The 18,595-nt window shown below is 57.3% G+C and carries 15 protein-coding genes, 1 tRNA gene and 1 pseudogene; 4 read left to right on the top strand and 13 right to left on the bottom strand.

Annotated elements, in window-relative coordinates; translation table 11 throughout:
* Window positions 1–4 precede the first annotated feature (4 nt).
* From OH720_RS19235 to OH720_RS19215, 5 genes are all read right to left on the bottom strand, one after another.
* On the bottom strand, window positions 5–3,196 hold the full coding sequence (locus OH720_RS19235; RefSeq protein ID WP_272602473.1) for a UvrD-helicase domain-containing protein: 3,192 nt from the start codon (window positions 3,194–3,196) through the stop codon (window positions 5–7).
* Entirely contained in the window at window positions 3,193–5,808 is a 2,616-nt protein-coding gene (locus tag OH720_RS19230; RefSeq protein WP_272606490.1) for a PD-(D/E)XK nuclease family protein, read from the bottom strand. Before OH720_RS19230 ends, OH720_RS19235 begins: the two co-directional genes overlap by 4 nt.
* Window positions 5,809–5,843: 35 nt before the next feature.
* Entirely contained in the window at window positions 5,844–6,824 is a 981-nt protein-coding gene (locus tag OH720_RS19225; protein WP_272602472.1) for a hypothetical protein, read from the bottom strand.
* Between the two features lie 46 nt (window positions 6,825–6,870).
* Window positions 6,871–7,242 (bottom strand): hypothetical protein, encoded by a 372-nt coding sequence (locus OH720_RS19220; protein ID WP_272602471.1) that lies wholly within the window; start codon window positions 7,240–7,242, stop codon window positions 6,871–6,873.
* Window positions 7,243–7,303: 61 nt separating this feature from the next.
* Window positions 7,304–8,185, bottom strand: a complete 882-nt coding sequence (locus OH720_RS19215) for a hypothetical protein (protein ID WP_272602470.1) — start codon at window positions 8,183–8,185, stop codon at window positions 7,304–7,306.
* Between the two features lie 100 nt (window positions 8,186–8,285).
* On the opposite strand from OH720_RS19215, the gene OH720_RS19210 reads away from it, so the two are divergent.
* Complete coding sequence (locus OH720_RS19210) at window positions 8,286–9,368, top strand: helix-turn-helix transcriptional regulator (protein ID WP_272602469.1); 1,083 nt, start codon at window positions 8,286–8,288, stop codon at window positions 9,366–9,368.
* 407 nt (window positions 9,369–9,775) lie between these two features.
* Here OH720_RS19210 and OH720_RS19205 read toward each other — a convergent pair whose 3' ends face one another.
* The 4 genes and pseudogenes from OH720_RS19205 to OH720_RS19190 all read right to left on the bottom strand — a co-directional run bounded on the left by OH720_RS19205 (window position 9,776) and on the right by OH720_RS19190 (window position 11,779).
* On the bottom strand, window positions 9,776–10,255 hold the full coding sequence (locus tag OH720_RS19205; protein ID WP_272602468.1) for a hypothetical protein: 480 nt from the start codon (window positions 10,253–10,255) through the stop codon (window positions 9,776–9,778).
* A 286-nt stretch (window positions 10,256–10,541) separates the two neighbouring features.
* A complete protein-coding gene (locus tag OH720_RS19200; protein ID WP_272602467.1) occupies window positions 10,542–11,021 on the bottom strand; it encodes a hypothetical protein in 480 nt (159 codons plus the stop codon).
* Window positions 11,022–11,266: 245 nt separating this feature from the next.
* A pseudogene (locus tag OH720_RS19195) lies at window positions 11,267–11,475 on the bottom strand (hypothetical protein).
* Window positions 11,476–11,691: 216 nt separating this feature from the next.
* Window positions 11,692–11,779: transfer RNA gene (locus OH720_RS19190), tRNA-Ser, on the bottom strand.
* Window positions 11,780–11,902: 123 nt separating this feature from the next.
* On the opposite strand from OH720_RS19190, the gene OH720_RS19185 reads away from it, so the two are divergent.
* The gene (locus OH720_RS19185; protein WP_034147218.1) at window positions 11,903–12,574 is read left to right on the top strand and encodes a Bax inhibitor-1/YccA family protein; all 672 of its coding nucleotides are present in this window, start codon (window positions 11,903–11,905) and stop codon (window positions 12,572–12,574) included.
* A gap of 60 nt (window positions 12,575–12,634) precedes the next feature.
* Here OH720_RS19185 and OH720_RS19180 read toward each other — a convergent pair whose 3' ends face one another.
* Both OH720_RS19180 and OH720_RS19175 read right to left on the bottom strand, forming a co-directional pair.
* Window positions 12,635–12,961 carry a YceK/YidQ family lipoprotein gene (locus OH720_RS19180; protein ID WP_272602466.1) on the bottom strand — a complete coding sequence of 109 codons (327 nt, stop codon included), beginning with the start codon at window positions 12,959–12,961 and terminating at the stop codon, window positions 12,635–12,637.
* Window positions 12,962–13,017: 56 nt separating this feature from the next.
* The gene (locus OH720_RS19175; protein ID WP_272602465.1) at window positions 13,018–13,455 is read right to left on the bottom strand and encodes an Lrp/AsnC family transcriptional regulator; all 438 of its coding nucleotides are present in this window, start codon (window positions 13,453–13,455) and stop codon (window positions 13,018–13,020) included.
* Between the two features lie 137 nt (window positions 13,456–13,592).
* Between OH720_RS19175 and OH720_RS19170 the strand changes: the two genes are divergently transcribed.
* A complete protein-coding gene (locus OH720_RS19170; protein WP_272606489.1) occupies window positions 13,593–14,486 on the top strand; it encodes a DMT family transporter in 894 nt (297 codons plus the stop codon).
* Between the two features lie 6 nt (window positions 14,487–14,492).
* On the opposite strand, the gene OH720_RS19165 is transcribed toward OH720_RS19170, so the two are convergent.
* Window positions 14,493–15,548: an FUSC family protein gene (locus tag OH720_RS19165; RefSeq protein WP_272602464.1), complete on the bottom strand. Its 1,056-nt coding sequence runs from the start codon at window positions 15,546–15,548 to the stop codon at window positions 14,493–14,495.
* 23 nt (window positions 15,549–15,571) lie between these two features.
* Window positions 15,572–17,197 (bottom strand): NADP-dependent glyceraldehyde-3-phosphate dehydrogenase, encoded by a 1,626-nt coding sequence (locus tag OH720_RS19160; RefSeq protein WP_272602463.1) that lies wholly within the window; start codon window positions 17,195–17,197, stop codon window positions 15,572–15,574.
* A 260-nt stretch (window positions 17,198–17,457) separates the two neighbouring features.
* Between OH720_RS19160 and OH720_RS19155 the strand changes: the two genes are divergently transcribed.
* Window positions 17,458–18,342 (top strand): Dyp-type peroxidase, encoded by an 885-nt coding sequence (locus OH720_RS19155; protein ID WP_272602462.1) that lies wholly within the window; start codon window positions 17,458–17,460, stop codon window positions 18,340–18,342.
* Window positions 18,343–18,595: the final 253 nt, after the last annotated feature.

The following is an 18,595-nucleotide window of genomic DNA, read 5'->3' as shown; positions in this document are numbered from 1 at the left end:
ACTCTCAAAACACCCGCACCGCGCCGGCGGCCGTGGGCAGGAATATCCATCCTTGTGCTACCGGTTTGCCCGACGCCATATGGATTGCCTTGGCATAGGCTTCGAGTTGGCCGACGTGGTCGTCGGCCAATTCATCCCAGCGCGCCTTCGGTGATGGGTTCGATTTATGATCGATCAGCACCCAGCCCTCATGGGTATCGAGCAGCAGATCAATACGCCCGTTCAGGACCTGGCCGGTCTCCAGCACTTGTTGTACGGGATATTCAGCCATTGCCCGAGATCCCTGCCACCGAGACGTAATCCAGTCGTGAAGCGCTAGCACTTGATCGTGGAGCTGCTGTGCATTCAGATAATCAAGAAGGTTATGGGCCGTCAGCAGGCGGTGAATGTCATCCAGCGTGATCGGCTGATCTTTGTCCGCAAATGAAAGGCACAGACTTGCGTGAATCGCGGCCCCCAAGACACTCATTTCTGGACGGCCCTTCAGCGCGATGCGTGTTCCAATCTGACATTTGTCCAGTGGCATTGAGAGGCCGCGTGCTGCGCTACCGGAAGGCTGAAATATTAGTGGCCGCTTCGGCTCGCGGGCCTGGCTTGGTGCAAACCAGTGAAGCGTCTCATCGTTGACACCACGTGTAGCCGGCAAAGTCCCGGGTGACAACTTTTGGGATTTTGCGGGCAGCGTTTTGCCGCTGGGTAACGTCAACGGTTGCTCGCCATCAGACAGTACCAGCCACGGAGCGTTTACGCAGTTAAGCCATGGGCCACTCATTTTTTTGGCGGGGGACGCGATGACCAATAGATCACGAGCACGGGTCATGCTGACATACAGCAGGCGCTTCGCTTCTTCTGTGGCTTCATGCTTAAACATGATCCCAGCTTCAGAACTCGCTATTTTTTCAGCGATTGGCACTTTTTGCTGCTTGCCAAACGGCCATGGCCAGCAGCGAATGAACCGATCATGCAGTGGCCTCTGAGGGTCGAAAAGGCTGTTTGAGCGTGTTGAGACAGCCCATAAGCGATCTCCAAAATCACGCGTCAGATCCATCAGGATGACCACTGGCCATTCCAACCCTTTACTGGCGTGATGGGTCATCACCTGTACGGCATCCAGTGCCGGTAACGGTAGCGCATCGCTTTGGCTTTTGGCGATCTCATCGAGCCAAAGAATCAGTCCGGAGATGGAAGCGGCGCCCAGCCCATTCAAACAAAGCTCCTCATGTTGCTGGGCGAGGTCAATCAACGCATCCAGGTTGGCCAGACGCCGCTGCGCCTGTATCGGGGACGAGGACCAGGCGGTCACAAGGGAGAGGAGATCGCATTCGGCGATCACACGTTGCAACGCTTCCTTGGGGGTTATCAGGGGAAGGTCGGCGCGCAACGCAGCGATCGCAGCGATCACTGGGTGGGCTGCATGGTCTTCAATCTCCCGTTCACGCCATTCAGTGTTGGGATGCTCCTGCGCCAGATAGCGCAATCGTTCAGAGACCCACACCTCTGGCTCCTCGGTGCTGGTCAGTGAAACGATCTGGGCAGTGGCCAGCGTATCGGCGGGATCATTCAGACGCCGCAAACATGCCAGCGCCAGGGTCGCTTCTGCGCTAGCCAGCAATCCTGGTTGGGCTGTCGAACATTGGAGACCCGCTTGGGTGAGGGCACTGGCTACTTTAGCCACGTTGCTGTTGGAATAACAAAGTACCGTGATGTCGCCAGGGCGAACATTTCGAATGGATTTGCTGGCGTTATCGAATACGCGGTGGCCTTGCTCGATCAGTTGCTGGATACCCAGTGCCAACGCTTCCATATGCTGACCAATATTGCCGCCGTCCAGACCCCAGTTGGCAAATGCCGGCCCTGGGAGGCTATCCTCGCGAGTCGGCGTCAGCTGCACCTCCGGCCCTGTCAGGCCGGGTTCAAATGCAGGCACAAAGACCTCGTTTACCAGCTCTACCAGTTCCGGTCGGGAGCGCCAGGATCGAGTCAGGACTTCTTTTTTTCCTCCGAGCTGTGGAAGCGATTTGAGGATGGCCTGCATCAAGGCACTGTCACTGCCGCGGAAACCATAGATGGCCTGCTTGATATCGCCCACCCAGTACACCCGTTTTGCCAATTGCGACAGTTTCAGAAAGATCGCCAACTGTATGGGGCTGGTGTCCTGGAACTCATCAACCATGACCAGATCCAGTTCCTCCTCCAGGACTTGGGACACTGCAGGGTTATCCAGCAATTTAAGAAGGGCATGCTCCTGATCCGCGAAATCAAGCACCCCCAGCTCACGTTTGGAGTCGCCATAAACTTTTGCCACACTGATTGCCAGACTAAAGATCTGCTGGAGGTAGTCGCGGATGTCGTTGTGTAGCGCTTGACTCTCGGCGAAGCGGGCAGCGGTTTCACCAATGAGCTCGACCAGTGGCTTGAGCTTTGCCTGCGGTTCGGTTTTTGAAAGCTTTGCCCAATCGCTCCAGCGAGCGCTGTCGTGATTCAGAGACCGCTGGAAGTCCTTGAGTAATGCGATGTAGGTGCGCGTGATGCCGACGTCGCTTTGGGCATCAATCAATTGGGCAAGCACGCTGGGAATGGCGCAGAGTAACTCCTGTTTCAAATCGACAGATGCAGGTGCCGGAAAATGCGCAAGCAGTTCATCAGCATTACGCTTTGAAAAAGCCATGGCTGATTCGAGATCGATGTCATTGGTGCGTAACTGGACCAGTATTTGACGTAGGTCGTCGAGCCAGTTGTGCGTTTTAAGCTCTCCCATTTGCTCGTTTATCTCCAGGCCCATACGGCGAGCAACAGCGAGGAAACGCTCCAGCGTTTCGCCGTTGAGGACACGATCGATGGCTTGGTTCAGCAGCACGTTCGCCTGGCTGTCTTCCAATACACGTTGCTGGGGTGGCATGCCTGCCTCAAAGGCGAACCTTTCCAGCAACTGGCCGCAGAGGCTGTTGATTGTGCCGATGCGCGCCAGGCCCATAGCGGTCGCCAAGCCTGTATTACCTTGTTTGAGTAAATGGCTACGTACCCGTTCGCGCAGCTCCGCTGCCGCCTTTCGGGTAAAGGTGGTGGCGAAAATACCTGCCGGATCGACTTCTCCACTGAGCAGTTCCTGGTGAAGGATCTCTGTGAGCCGATGGGTTTTTCCACTGCCGGCGCCGGCGCTAATAAACGTGATATGGGGCGTGGTCGACATGCTCATTGCTCCCACCCGGCAAGGGCCAAGTAGCGGTTATAGGTTTCTTTGAGATATTCCATCGACAACGCTCCTGCAGGCGGGACGGATAGCTCGTCCTCTTCGATGTCCTCCAAGGCAACTTCGAAAACCCCCTGCGCAATCTGGCCATGACGCCATGCCCAGGTTTGCGTAAAGCTCTGCCACAGCTCGCGCGTGGTGCCTGGTGGATTTGCCGGAATGCATTCGGAGTCCGCAAATGCTTGATCATCCGGTGTCAAAAGCCGGGCGGAGTCGAGAATGAAATACCCCACGGAAGGCATCGATCCCGTAGTCTGGCGCAACAGTTCGGCATAAATCGCTAGCTGCAGGTGACGATTGTCCCTGAGTTGTTCCGGGTACTTTTTGCCCCCAGCCCATTTCATGTCGACTATCGCCTTATGACCGTTCGCTTTGGTGATGATCAGGTCGGCAGATCCAGCCAGCACACCTCCAGCGAACTGCCCCTCAAGCTGTGTTTCGCAAACAACGCTTTGTGCGGACGCAGCCGAGAAATGAATTCGCAGTTGCTCCAGCGCCCGTTGCAGTCGATGTCGGAAGGTCGCGAGATCAGCGCCACGTCCATCCATCAACAGTACAGCCCCTTCCTCTCTGATCACTTGGTCGAAGTGAGTCACGAACCAAGCTGAAAAATCGCGACTGTCCATGTTCAACGCGTTGGGCGAAGCGAAAAAATGCTCCACTACGCGATGAGCCAGCACTCCCTTGAGTTGATAGCTATCGCCTAAAGCAAGGCTTTCCGATGGGCGAATTCGTGCTGCGTAATGCAACAACCACTGATAAGGGTTGAACAGGAGCAGATTCAAACTGGAGTAGGACGATTTTTCCAACGCTGACAGTGGCGTTTCGGCTGGTAGCTTCCACCAGCGTTTGCGTGACGGCAGGGGCGCTAACGGGTGAGGCTGGGACAAGGGGCCGGGAGCAATCAATAACGCCTCAAGTGCGGTGACCTTGGGATGATCCACCAGCGTTTCAACCATCTGCCATATAGGATGGCTTTCCTCGCTTTGGCGTCCGAGTACCAATATGAGGCGGCGGTCCGCCGCCAATACGGGGCGTAGCCAGTCTTGAGTGGCTTGTGCGAGCAGGGCCGACCCTGTGGGCAGCGATACACCGATCTCTGCAAGTTGTTTGAGTTCTGCGTTGGACCAAACCGAATGGCCGGGCAGAGGTGGCATCGTCATGTTCCACCACAGCACCGTGTCCACGTGCTCTATAGCCGCTCCGGGCCGTGAGACGGTCTGTTGCGCGCCCACTTGAGCCGCCAGTAAAGGGTTATTGGTCCCATTCGCGGTGGCCTGTTCCACAATCTGTTGCAACTGACGTGGACGCAGCAGTTGTACATCCTGTGCGGCAAGCGTTTCCAAAGCTTGCTCAACCGCTGCGCACTGCGCATGGCCTGCAAGAGCGGCGAGACGGTGTGCGGTTTCGGAGTGCCCCGTTCGGCCCTGAAAGAACATGCCAAGCCGTCGAACTCGTCCCAGCACGTCTTCCAAAGGCGCACCGTGGTCTTTGCTGTACGTGGGGCACTGCACCCAAGCGGTTACGGACTCTAGAACTTGTTCAGCGTCCACACCGTAGTGCTCGCTAATACCGCTCAGTACTTCTTCCCAGAGGACACCTTCCACTCCAGGGGACGCAGCAATCTTGGCCGCCAGCTTGCGGCGAGCATGGGCGCGAATCGGGCAAATGGAGTGACTGAGAAATTGCAGCAGCGCTGGGTAATTCAGCGGCGCCCAGAGAAGCTCCAGTGCCAGCGGCAACACCTGCAGAGCAGGTCTCAGTGCACTTGCACTATCGAGCCCCTGACGAGCCCGGTTGGCGCCGACCATATGCGCGTCAAGGCGACCACCTTCCTGGCTTGCGACCAGCAGGAGTGAATCGGTGTCCGTAAGCGAGCGACTGAGCCAACTGGCTGCGAGGGAGAGCGTTTGCGCCTGAACAACCTGCACAGTGCCGTCGTCTTCCCACGCGAGTGGCTCAAGTTGTTCGCCGGCGATGCTTTTTTGTAGCTGTACCTGCAACTTTCCTAAAAAGCCTTTGGCACGTCCTTTCGGTCGCTCGATGGACTCATGCGGCAGGCAATGGAGAACGGCTTGCCAGGCGCTTGGGTAAGCGTGCCAGTCATCCGCCAACAGGATTTTTCCAATGGGTGTACGACGTGTCTGCAATAGTGACGCTATTTGTTGCAAGCGCTCTCCCACCGATGGAGCTATATAGCCCTTGGCATGTCGTTCCACTTGGGCCAGATCACTGATGCGCACACTTGCATTGGGGCCGGTTGTACCGTCCCAGCCATGTAGGTACAAATCATCACGCCACGAAAGGAGCTCGGCAGCGACGCCCAACTCATCGGCCATAAAGCTGGCGAGATAGAAGCGTTTGTCGGTGGCTTCTTTGGCAAGACAATCTCGATACGCCGTCACTCGCTGGATGGCACAGTGCTGGAGGGCGACCAGCCCAAGCTGTGTCTCGAGAATTTCCAGTAAGCCTAGCGGGCCTACCGTCACAAACCCAAGTCGATTGCCAGGCCGTACCGGCCGTTGACCATCGAGTTGCATACCAAATGTAATCTGCATTTCGGACACGATTCTGCTCCCTGCTGATGTTTAACCTAGAAGCCCCGCGAAATATGGCTACGCGTCCACTTGTGACGACAGTCCATGCAGGTGAAATCCTGCGTTACTTCATGATCCGTGACGGTCACCTGCTGCGATTTTCGCTTGCCCGTCAGCCGGTCGTTCACAATCTGCTCAACGGAGCGCACCTGATAGACATTTTCCCGGTAACCGGTGAGCTTTATCGCACGACGATGGCAGCGTGGGCACTCTTTGTTTTTCTGTTGCTCAATCCAGAGAATTTGCACATGAGGTACAACCCAGCTCAATGAGCTCAGCAACGCGATAATGATGGCTAGATCGGTTGTGCTATTCGATAGACTCACTGTCGAGAACACCGGGATCAGGCATAACCCACTGATGATACCGAGCCACACCATGCCCCAAATTAGCCGGTAGCTGCACAACGACCGGTAACGTTTTTCGCGGCGAGCGATGTACTCTTCGAAAGCTTCCTCCTCTGTCCGTGGGGCAGTTTCAGTGACTGCATCCATGTACTGGGTCTGATCGAATGCATTGTTGTAGAACTGCCGGGCCTGGAGCTGCAACTGGGTACAAAACTGATCGGGTAGCAGCATGTGTTCATTCTTTTCGCTCGAGTACAACTTGAGTTTCAGCGACGCCGCGTCGCACAGCGTACGCATCATCCAAGGTGCGGGCTCCAGAAAAAATAGGCCGATTTCATACAGGTCGCCGCGGTGGTATTCGCCGATCTTGTTCGGGAGATAGTTCAACTCGATTCGCTGGTCATCGGCCAATGCGACCAGTTTGGAAGGCAACCAGCCGCCCGCGCGGGACGTCTTTATTTCAAGATCCAGAATCATGCGGTCTGAGGTCTGGCGAATATTGCGACGCCAGGACAGGGTGAGTTCATTCTCACCCCCGCGATGGCGGCAATGACGCACATGTTCAATGGTCGTTAGGCCCTCGAACTCGTCTTTTTCAACTGAGACATAGTCTCCCTTGGCGCTCATCATTGTCCCTCTGAAGTGTGTTGTGCAGGCGCAACATGTCACTGGATCATCAGTTGGACGAATCCGAGTCAGTGCCTTTCGCGTTGGCGATCATGACGTCCAGTTGTGCAAGGAAATCGTCGACGTCGATCTCTACGAACTCCCCGCAGGACGCTGCGATGATTTTTTCCGCAAACTCAGGGCTGTATTCAAGGGGCTGATAATCAGGCCGCGTCTTATCAAGGGTTTTGAAAAACCACTCTCCTTGCATTTCCTCGCCCACCAGGCAATCGAGTTCCTGCAGGCCCAACAGCGCAGATTGATATTGCGCCTCCTCCAGGTGCGAAAAATTGCGGGCGACAGCGTGTTTCAGGTCGATGGCCCGTATGCCGTTCGCGGCCAGGTTAACGATCAGGGTTTGGATCGATCTCAAGCGTTTCATCGTTCACCTCAATGAGTCAGTGATATCCCTCGCCCAGCGAGCGAGGGAAGGGCTCCTGTTGTCAGGCGGCCACGGCTACTCGCTGAAGGCCGAGGTCATAGCCGATCATGAACAGCGCAGCTTCCAGGGCGCGCAGTGGATCGTGCGGAGATGCGACCGAGTGGAAGGGGCTTCCTATCGCGGCTGGGTGTGCCAACACGGCGTTCAACACCCAGTTCGCTCGCAGATTCCAGAGCGCATGATGAGTGCCCGAGCGAAGCCCTTTGAATTGGAGATTGCCATCACCGGGGTTCCGCCGTTTCGGGGCGGCTGCGTTGGGCGCTTCCTTGGCCGCAGCCCAAGGGAAGCACAATGCGTGCGGTACGTTAGAAAGACCTAGGGATTGACAGTACTTCACAATCAGCCAGCCGAGTGCTGCGGCGACGCGACTGTCATAGATGACGAAATTCTTGCAGAGCAGCGAGTAGACCTTGGTCATTCCAGAGTTGAAGCGCAGATGCTTCGAGCAAAGAATTGGAGAAAGCTCATCGCCAGCGTCCATCGCTCTCTGTACGGCCTCTAGCAGACCTGCCAGTCCTTGCTTATTTGCCTTGAGCCAGCTTGCGTTACCGGCACTTACGCCGCCCCAACTCATCACGTCAAGTGTTGCGTCCAGAGCGCGCTTGTCATCACCATGGATATGCTCGAGATCGTTGCGCAACGCAGCCAGTGCAAGAGCATTGCTCATGGCGCAGTTTCCCGGATTGAACGCCAGTCGCGAGTTTCCCGGATGATTCCAGCGGTAGTGACTGAAGGCGTCAAACAAGCTGCTACAAGACCATTGCGCACCGGTACGACGGTCAACATACTCGTGCGTGAAGCGCCACTGAGAGTCGAGTTCTGCCGCGAGCCAGTCAATGAACTGAGAAACGTAGGGGAGGGCGAGGTAGGTCTGGCGGTTCATGAATACTCCTGTGGGCTGGCGTTACGATGAGCGAAATTGCCTGCCAGCCAGAGCATCAAAACATTGGATAGGGACAGATCGTGTCCGCAATAGGATGGCTGTGAAAAATAAAGTGGATTTGTTTGATCGCCGGGATTGCCTGCGCAAAATTTTGCTTGAGTACAAGGAGCCGCAGTCGACCACCGTTCTGCACGAGCGTGTCTGCGGCGAGTTAGCACTTGAGAACCACATTCCCAAAAGTACGCAGCGGGACCTTGAAGCACTGGAGCGCATCGGGGACGTCAGGCAGATCAAGCTGGACTCGGATCTACGAGCCAATTTCTGGGAGTGGGCAGGGCCTGGCCTCGATCTGACACTCCTGCCGACTGAGGCCATGACGGTATCGGCCATCATCGATCACGCAGCTCGCTTTGGCCTTCAGGCGCCACCCGAAATGCTGGGTAAATTGCACAAGTACGTTGATCGCGTCATGAGAAAGGGACCTCGCCGAAAGCTGGAATGGGCCAAACGCATCACCACGGGCACACGCTTCACGGTGCTGCAACCGGGTCGATCCAATCCCGACCATGTAGCCAGGATTCAGGATGCGCTTCGATACAATGAGCCGTTGAAGGTCACGTACCTCCCCAGGGATGCCGGGGGCGTTGAGTGTGTGTATCACCTCAAACCGCTAGCACTCTCCTATCAGGACTCGAACATCTACCTGTCTGCCTATGTACTGATAGAAGAGTGGCCAGAAGGCTGCGCACCCGAGCCCGGCGCAAAGCGAGGTAAGTACAGCAGCAATGGTCCGAACACGCAGTGCGCACTCATGCTCCATCGAGTGGTGGCGATTGGCGAGAGCGGCTGGGAGATTCCAGAGCCCGGGGATTTCGACGTTAACTCGCCCGAAGCACAAAAGCACCTCATGACCATTCATGATAATGAGTCTGTTGAACTCCATCTCCGGCTGGGCGCCAACCTGCACAACCGACTCTCGGAAAATCCTCTGACGGCTGACCAGTTCATGGAACAGTCATCCGACGGGAAATGGGAGCTGAGATGCACACTGCTCGATACTCAGGGTTTGAGACTGTTTCTGCTGAGCAATGCGGACGAAATTGAAGTGATTGAACCTCCCGTTATCCGAGCTCATGTGCGAGATGCGCTGCGTCGTGCTGTGAGCCTTTATGCTGACGATTGATCTTGTGTGCCGAGCGGGAGACCCGGCACCCAGGGGCGGTGGTGCCAGGCCGTAGTGTCAGGTGCCATGTTGTTTGCTTGCCTACTACGTTCAGCCTGGGTGGCTTCCTGGGTAGGGTTTATTGCCGCGGATTTTCGTTATGCTTTCACGTTGGACATCCGTGGCAGATCGCATTGACGGGCGTCCCTCATCCGCATCTCCAGCCGCCTCTATATTTTTCATAAGCACGCTGTTGTTGTACTGGAGCTTTTCATTCTGGCCTGTGGCGTGCTCAGCGCCACAGAGCGCGCTACCGTCCTTAGTGGCTGCTTTTGGCCGATTTCTGCCCCCCCCCCTATGACCGGCTGAAACCGACCCAAAGCCGGCGGTGGTGACAGGCAACAATCGGCCAAAGCGCCCATTTTCTGCTAGCGAGGTGGATGGCCCACGGTCGGGAGTGGTAAGTCGGCAGCACCTATAAATCCAAAGTGAACCCAGAAAAGCAACACTACTAAAAATACGAGCAGTACAAATACTGGTGCCATGTAAGTGTAAAAAGCGTATTTTGGAAGCTCATAGCGCGCAAAGTACTCTCGCTCAAGATAGTCGAGAGCCATAAGTGTATTTCGGATTTCTCGCCAGCGTTTCAAATAGTGGTAAATATTGAGTGTGTACATAGTGAATACTAGCGCTACTACCATTATGATTAGTGAAAACGCTTTGAAGTCACCTAGTGTGCTTCTTGCTTGGGATGAAGTGAGTAACCATCCAAGTGCAGCCAGATACGCTGTGATATTCTGTGCCAGACGGGCTTCGATCGCATCATAATAGGCTTTAAGCATTGCGATACATTGATCGAAGCGCTCCTTGTCCGTGCCTGATGCCGCTGGAGGTGATTGATCTGCCATTTAATCACTCCAGATGAAGTGGGAGCCGTTAAGGATAGAGCATCATTTTGCATAAAGAGGTAGTGACCTAAGCCTAATACTCCCAAGCTTAGAGCAAGCTATCCAAGCTATCCAAGCTATCCAAGCTATCCAAGCTATCCAAGCTATCCAAGCTATCCAAGCTATCCAAGCTATCTATTCCGGCTGAATTCACAACCCTTTTCAGACATTTATAACGTCCCTCTCGAAGCGCACGGCTTCACTACATTCAGCGTCACCTCGACTGCAGGTTTCGGGCTCGCCTGTCTCAACGTAGAAGACTCATTACCACCGCATAACCGTGGCGTGCGACAACGACGCCAAGAAACCCCGCGATGACGTTTGCCAGCGTGCCGACAAGAAACGTCACGAGAAGGTGTGACGCCCAGCTACGACGGGCGATTAAGAAACCGATGGGGTCGATATCCGGGATGTCTTTCGGCACAGAGACGATATTTGTCCAAACGTTCCATTTTGATGCGACCTTGAAGGCAAGCCAACCAGCCACTACAACGTCAGCATTTACCAAAAAAGCGCAGAAAAACAGAAAACGCTCTAGAGGACCTAACACACTGCCGCCTTCGTTCTTCGATACTACCCTCACCCATTCGCTAGCTAGAGCACTGCTTGGCGGTGGAAGAGACATTGACTTCGTCGCATGCGTCAACAACGGCTTGACCGTCAGGCCGAGCAAGAATGTGACAACAAGGCCGGCTAGGATCTGGACGAGGTGGGCAAGTGGTGACATTGCTGACGAGCCCTCATGTTTGAGTTTCGCGGCTGCCGAAGGCAGTCCACTGCAACGAAGGGTCGGGTCTCCTGGTGGAGCTTGCTTCCCTTCGGAATTCAGGACTCCAAAAGAAATTCGCGCCAGTCGAACAGTCTTTTGGCGTGTATAAACTCATTCCTTCACCGGTCAACTCCGGTAGCAGACCAAGTATAACTACTCATTTGCAATCGCTCCGTCCACCAGCAGCTTTTGGCCGATTTGAGTCATTCTGGCGTCATCAGCACCGCGAGTGTCAGCTTGATGAACTCTTCGTTCTTATCGATGGTGACCAAGGCGCCGCGCACGTTATCAGCGACGTCGGCAGCACCTCGCTGCTCGACCCAGTTCGAAAGCTCCAGGGTGGCGGCCTCCAGGCGAGCTGGTTTTCATTGATCTTGAAGAGCAGGGAAGGGAGCAGATCTGAGTTTGGCATCGCGAATCCTCGGTTTTGAGGTCAGCGTAGCAGGGGAGTTTGAGATCGGCAGCGCGCCGGGGAAGGGGGTTAAAGGCAGATGATTCGAGTAATTTCTGAGGGAGAGTTGCGGAAATAGCCGAAAAGATGCGGAAACGATGGCGTCACCACTGCATCGAACCACCAAACCCCAGAAACGACAAAGCCCTGAATAATCAGGGCTTTGTCGTATAAAGATGGCGGAGGCGATGGGATTCGAACTCATGGACCTGTTACAGTCGACGGTTTTCAAGACCGTTGCCTTAAACCACTCGGCCACACCTCCGTTGTTGTTGCGGGCGCCATAATACCTGAATGAAACACACTGTCAAACTCTCTGCATAGCTTGTTACAGGGCGTCTGTTATGATCTTTGCGACTGAACGTTTCAAACCAACAGGAGTGTCGCCATGCGCGAACAGGATTACGCAGTGAACAACAGCGTGCAGGCTGAGCAGCTAGAGGTTAGCCGCGTCCTGCGCAACACATACGGCTTGCTGGCTCTCACCCTCGCATTCAGCGGCGTGATGGCGTTTGTCGCCCAGCAGATGCGTGTCGGCTACCCGAACATTTTCGTGGTGCTGATCGGCTTCTACGGCCTTTTCTTCCTGACCAATAAACTCCGTGATTCCGCCTGGGGCCTGGTGTCCGCCTTTGCCCTGACCGGTTTCATGGGTTTCCTGCTCGGTCCGATCCTCAACCGTTACCTGGGCATGCAGGGCGGCGCTGAAGTGGTCAGCTCGGCCTTTGCCATGACTGCACTGGTGTTTGGCGGCCTGTCGGCTTATGTACTGATCACCCGCAAGGACATGAGCTTCCTCGGCGGTTTCATCACGGCGGGCTTCTTTGTGCTGCTGGGTGCGACGCTGGCGAGCTTCTTCTTCCAGATCAGCGGCCTGCAACTGGCGATCAGCGCGGGCTTCGTGCTGTTCTCCTCGGTCTGCATCCTGTTCCAGACCAGCGCCATCATCCACGGCGGCGAGCGCAACTACATCATGGCCACCATCAGCCTGTATGTATCGATCTACAACCTGTTCATCAGCTTGTTACAGCTGTTCGGCATCATGAGCCGCGACGATTGATCGCCAGCCATGATTGAAAAAACCCGCTTCGGCGGGTTTTTTCATGTCTGAAATACAGGGTCACTTAATGATGATGCTCCCATCGGCTTGTTGCCGGTAGAGCGTATAGGGCAACAGCACCGTGTCGAGCGCGCCGGAAAGGATCACATCGATCAGTACGATGGCTGGAGCGTTGTCATGGTTCTGAGCGTCCCGTCCTTTTTCCAGAGGTGCGTTCAAATAGCAGAAGTCGTACGTCACGCCGCTGTAGATTCGGGGAATGGCGCCGCAGTAACTTTTTTGTTCCTTGAGGCTTTTTGCGGCCACTTCATCTGCGCGCATCACCGTCTGAACCGTGCCGCATCCCGCAACTGTTAGCACCGCTAGTAACATAAACAGGGTTTTCATACCGCCATTCCTTAGCTGAAAAACTGCCAGTTTACAGCTTTCGAAAGGTTCCTCATCTAAGCCATCGGTGGCAGGCGCCGCTTGACCGGGGTTTTCTTGACGATGGCGGTGTTGGTTTCGGCGTGGGTGTTGAGGCGGTCGAGCAGGGTGTCCAGTTGTTCCATCGATCGCACGTGCAGGCGGGCGATGAAGCAGTCGTCACCGGTGACCTTGTCGCATTCGGTGAACTCGGGAATCGCCATGATCTGCCTCTCCACTTCCTGCAATTGGCCGGGCAGCGGGCGAACGCGCACGATGGCCTGCAGCTGATAGCCGAAGCATTTAGGGTCGATTTCCACGGTGTAGCCTTTGAGTACGCCACGTTCTTCGAGACGTCGCAGGCGCTCGGCTACGCTGGGCGAGGACAGGCCGCTGATTTGCGCCAGGGCCTTGAGGGAACGTCGCGAGTCTTCCATCAAGGCGGTGATCAGCACCTGGTCGATGTCATCGGTCATGGCGAATACCTCTCTTAGGCAGTTTTGCAAAATCGCCTTCGCAATAAAGGCAGATTCCGAGTTTAGCCTGATTTTTGCGCTGGAGAAGCGTTCCGGTGGATTGGCATACTTTGCCCATCAACTACAGGAGTCTGATGATGGACAACTCGATACGTCGCGGCTCGTTCGAAATGACCGCCGCCATGCTGATCTCCGGGACCATCGGCTGGTTTGTGCTGGTGTCCGGGCAACCGGTGCTGGACGTGGTGTTCTGGCGCTGCCTGTTCGGGGCCGGTGCGTTGCTGCTGATTTGCGCGGCATTCGGCTTCCTTCGCCCTGGCATCCTGACCCGTACCACCTTCCTGTTGGCGGTGCTCAGCGGTGTGGCGATCGTCGGCAACTGGGTGCTGTTGTTCGCCTCCTATTCCCGGGCCTCGATTGCCATCGGTACCGCGGTCTATAACGTCCAGCCGTTCATGCTGGTGGGGCTGGCGGCGGTGTTTCTCAACGAGAAAATCACCCTGCAGAAACTGGCCTGGCTGGGCGTTTCGTTTCTCGGGATGCTGGCGATTGTCAGTGCACATGGCGGGGAGGGCGACAGCGGTAACGAGTACCTGGTGGGTATCGTTCTGGCCTTGGGTGCTGCGTTCCTCTACGCGATCGCCGCGTTGATCATCAAGCGCCTGACCGGTACGCCGCCGCATCTGATCGCGTTGGTACAGGTCAGCACCGGTGTGTTGCTGCTCGCGCCATTCGCGCACTTTTCAGCCCTGCCGCAGGGGTCAAGCGCCTGGGGTAGCCTGGTCACCTTGGGCATCGTGCACACCGGCGTGATGTACGTGCTGTTGTATGGCGCGATCCAGAAGCTGCCGACGGCATTGACCGGCGCGCTGTCGTTCATCTATCCGATTGCGGCGATTTTCGTCGACTGGTTTGCCTTCGGCCATCGCCTGGAACCGCTGCAATGGATCGGGGTGGCCGCGATCCTGCTGGCCGCGGCCGGCATGCAGCAGGGCTGGAGCCTGAAGTTTCGGCGGACCGTTACCCCGTAAAGCGCTTCAGATGTTCCAGCGCGGCGCGGTCTTGGCCAGGCGCTGGCGCATCTGGCCGATGTTGGCCAGCAATTGCTCGGTCAACAAGCGGTAACCATCCAGGGCGTTATAGACCGGTGCATCGAGACTGACGATCGGCAGCGCCACGGGGCGGTCAAGCCGGTGGGTGACGCCGGACTTCAGCGCCCGGGCCATTCCAACCAGTTGCACGCGAATCAGCCGATGTTCTGCCTTCAAGGCCGATTGCAGGTCGCCGGCATCCGGTCGGGCATTGCCCAGTATCTCAAGGGTGCTGACACACAGGCGCAGCTGACGCTGGATGGCATCGAGTTCGGTCATGGAAATCTTCACCTCCTTGGATACCGATGGCATCAGTGAGCGCAGTTGCACCATCACGGTGTTCAGGCGGCCCATCAGCTTGAGGTGTTCGTCGGCGGTCACCGGTTGGCCGTCGATGATGCGCCCGTAGATCGTCGCGCAATCACGCAGGGCGTCAGCCAGGTTGTAGCGCCAGGAATAGACCGCGTAGAGCGGCAGGGCGAAGGAAAACGCCAGGGCCAGGGCAATGCCGATCAGGATGTCGACCCCGCGCCACAGTCCGTCGGAGACTGGATTGTCGCCATGCCCGGCGACGATGAATACGGTGATGCCGGCCAGCAGCGCGGTGTATCCGCCCTTGCCGATGGCGTGGTACGAGAAGAATCCGCACACCACCGCCATGGCGAAATAGGTCAGCCACGGCATGCCGAGCCAGGACTGTTGCACCACCAGCACCAGGCCAATAGCCGCCCCGACCAGGGTGCCGATGGCCCGCTCGGCGGCTTTCTTGCCGATGTTGCCGTGGTGCTGCAAGCCGCCGATCACCACCAGCATCGTCACCGAGGCCCACTCGCCGTGGGGCAGGTGGATGCCGGTGGTCAGCAGGATCGTCGCCAGCAACCCGAGCGACACGCGCACCGCATGGATCATCCGCGCGTGGCGATAGCGCTGGTACGGGTCCAGCAGCGGACGCAGTAACCGGCGCAGTAACCGGCGCAGTAGCGGTGGCAGGCGAAGAGCCATGGATGCGCTCAGGTCGGCTCTCCTCAGAAGATGTAGTCAGTGGTCAGGAAGCTTGAGCTGCGGCCACTGATGATCTCGCTGATGAGATCCTTGTTGGTCTCCTGGAATTTGGTCGCCACCAGCGTGCGGATCGAAAACACCCGCAACGCGTCATGCACCGACAAGGTGCCCTCGGCGGAGTTTTTCCGGCCATTGAACGGGTAGGTGTCCGGGCCGCGCTGGCATTGGGCGTTGAGGTTGATGCGCCCAACCTGGTTGGCGAAGGTGTCGACCAGTCGACCGACCGCCACCGGGTTGGTGCCGAAAATGCTCAGTTGCTGGCCGAAGTCCGATTCGAGAACGTAGTCGATCACCGTGTCCAGGTGACGATAGGGCACGATCGGCACTACCGGGCCGAATTGTTCTTCCTGGTAGACCCGCATCTGCGGCGTCACCGGGTACAGCACGGCGGGGTAGAAGAACGACGCGCGGGCCTCGCCGCCATTGGGGTTGACCACTTTCGCGCCTTTGCCCACGGCATCGGCCACCAGTGAGTGCAGGTAATCGACCTTGCCCGACTCCGGCAGCGGCGTCAGGGCCACGCCACTGTCCCACGGCATGCCGGGTTTGAGCGTGGCCAGTTTGGCGTTGAATTTCTCGATGAAGGCTTCGACCACGTCTTCGTGGACAAACAGGATCTTCAGGGCAGTGCAGCGCTGGCCGTTGAATGACAGGGAGCCGGTGAGCGCCTCAGTCACCGCATTGTCCAGATCCACTTCCGGCAGGACGATGCCGGGGTTTTTCGCATCCAGTCCCAGTGCCGCGCGCAAACGGTGGGGGCGCGGGTGCAATTTCTTCAGGTCACTGGCGGCCTTGTTGGTGCCGATGAAGGCGAAGATGTCGATGTTGCCGCTGGCCATCAGCGCACTGACCGTCTCGCGCCCGCTGCCGTATATCACGTTGATCACCCCGGCCGGGAAGCTGTCGCGAAAGGCCTCCAGCAGTGGGCGGATCAACAGCACACCCAGCTTGGCCGGCTTGAACACTACGGTGTTGCCCATGATCAGCGCGGGGATCAGCGTGGTGAAGGTTTCGTTCAGCGGATAGTTGTACGGACCCATGCACAGCGCCACGCCCAGCGGTACGCGACGGATCTGGCCGAGGGTGTCCTGTTCCAGTTCGAAGCGACTGGAGCGGCGGTCGAGTTCTTTCAGGGCGTTGATGGTGTCGACGATGTAATCGCAGGTGCGGTCGAATTCCTTTTCCGAATCCTTGAGGTTCTTGCCGATTTCCCACATCAGCAACTTCACCACCGCTTCGCGCTGTTCACGCATGTGCCCCAGGAAGGTTTCGACGTGCTGGATGCGCTCGGCCACGCGCATGGTCGGCCACAAACCCTGGCCGCGGTCATAGGCGCGCACGGCGGCGTCGAGGGCGGTCAAGGCGGTGGCGGCATCCAGCAGCGGCGTGCTGCCGAGGATGACTTGTTCATCGCCGCCGGGGCCGCTCAGGTACACCGGGCTGCGGACCTGGGCGAGGGGACCTGGCCAGGTTTTCAACACGCCGTCGACCAGGTACTCACGTTGTTCGACCTGGCCGTCGAGACAGTATTTTTCCGGGATGCTGCCGGCGTCGGGAAACAGGTTGCCAAGAATCTGTGCGGTCGTCATGTTGCTACCCCGTGTGTAATGTCAGCCGTGCGCTTATGGCTAGCCGTTGAAGAATCCAGTTCAAGGGTTATACGCCTTGTTGATGGTTTTTTTTAACTGCAATCGAGCGCTGATGGGCAGAATAGAGGGGTGAAGGTGTGTTTGTTGTGCTTCAAGCGTAGACCGCAATCGGCGTTGGGTGAAACGCGATCTTTTGACCTGGGAGCACACAATGGCCGGAGTCGGGGTTAAACTTCGCGCACTTTTCTAAAGGAGTTCACATGAGTCACTACCAGCCGGGCATTCTCGCCACCCCTGTTCCGCCTCTCGCTCGTCACATGTTCTTCGCCCTGGAGTCGGCCGCGGCCCTCCCGGCCGCGTTGGACAAGCTGGCGCAACTGGTGGATGGCAAATCGGCGGTGGTCGGCTTCGGTGAGTCCCTGGTCAAGGCCCTCGGCGGGCATGTCGAAGGCTTGCGCGCGTTCCCGGCGCTGAGCGGTGTCGGCGTCGATAACCCGTCGACGCAACAGGCACTCTGGTGCTGGTTGCACGGGGTTGACCGTGGCGAGCTGCTTAACCGCAGCAACGCTTTCGAGGCAGCTTTGGCCCCGGCCCTGCGCCTGGTGCAAGTGACCGAGGGTTTCCGTCACCGTGACGGCCATGACCTGACTGGCTACGAAGACGGCACCGAAAACCCCCGTGACGAAGCCGCCGCGGCCGCCGCGCTGGTGGGGGCGGGCGCCGAGGGCATGGTGGGCGGCAGCTTTGCCGCGATCCAGCAGTGGCAGCATGACCTCAAGGGCTTTCGTGCGATGCCGTCCCATGAGACGGATAACATCATGGGCCGCCGCCTGAGCGATAACGAAGAGCTCGACGACGCTCCGATCTCCGCCCACGTCAAACGCACCGCCCAGGAGAGCTTCGCCCCTGAGGCGTTCGTGGTTCGCCGCTCGATGCCGTGGATCGAAGGCGATCGCGCCGGGTTGATGTTCCTGGCTTTCGGTTTTTCCCTCGATGCCTTCGAAGTCCAGCTGCGGCGCATGAGCGGGCTGGAAGATGGCATCACCGATGGTTTGTACCGCATCAGCCGGCCTATTACTGGTGGCTACTACTGGTGCCCGCCGTTGAAGGATGGTCGATTGGATCTGCGCGCATTACTCACCTGATCCCGCATGCACGTGCTGTAGGAGCCAGGCTTGCCGGCGAACCAGACGCCGCGGTGTATCTGTTGCATCGCGTCATCGTTCTTCGCTTGTAGGAGCCAGGCTTGCCGGCGAACCGGGCGCCGCGGTGTACCTGTTGCACCGCGTCATCGTTCTTCGCTTGTAGGAGCCAGGCTTGCCGGCGAACCAGACGCCGTGGTGTATCTGGTGCACCGCGTCATCGTTCTTCGCCGGCAAGCCTGGCTCCTACAGGCGA

This window comes from Pseudomonas sp. WJP1 (genome assembly GCF_028471945.1).
Taxonomy (GTDB): domain Bacteria; phylum Pseudomonadota; class Gammaproteobacteria; order Pseudomonadales; family Pseudomonadaceae; genus Aquipseudomonas.
Note: the sequence above shows the minus strand (reverse complement) of the source record. Positions and strands in the feature narration are given on the sequence as shown.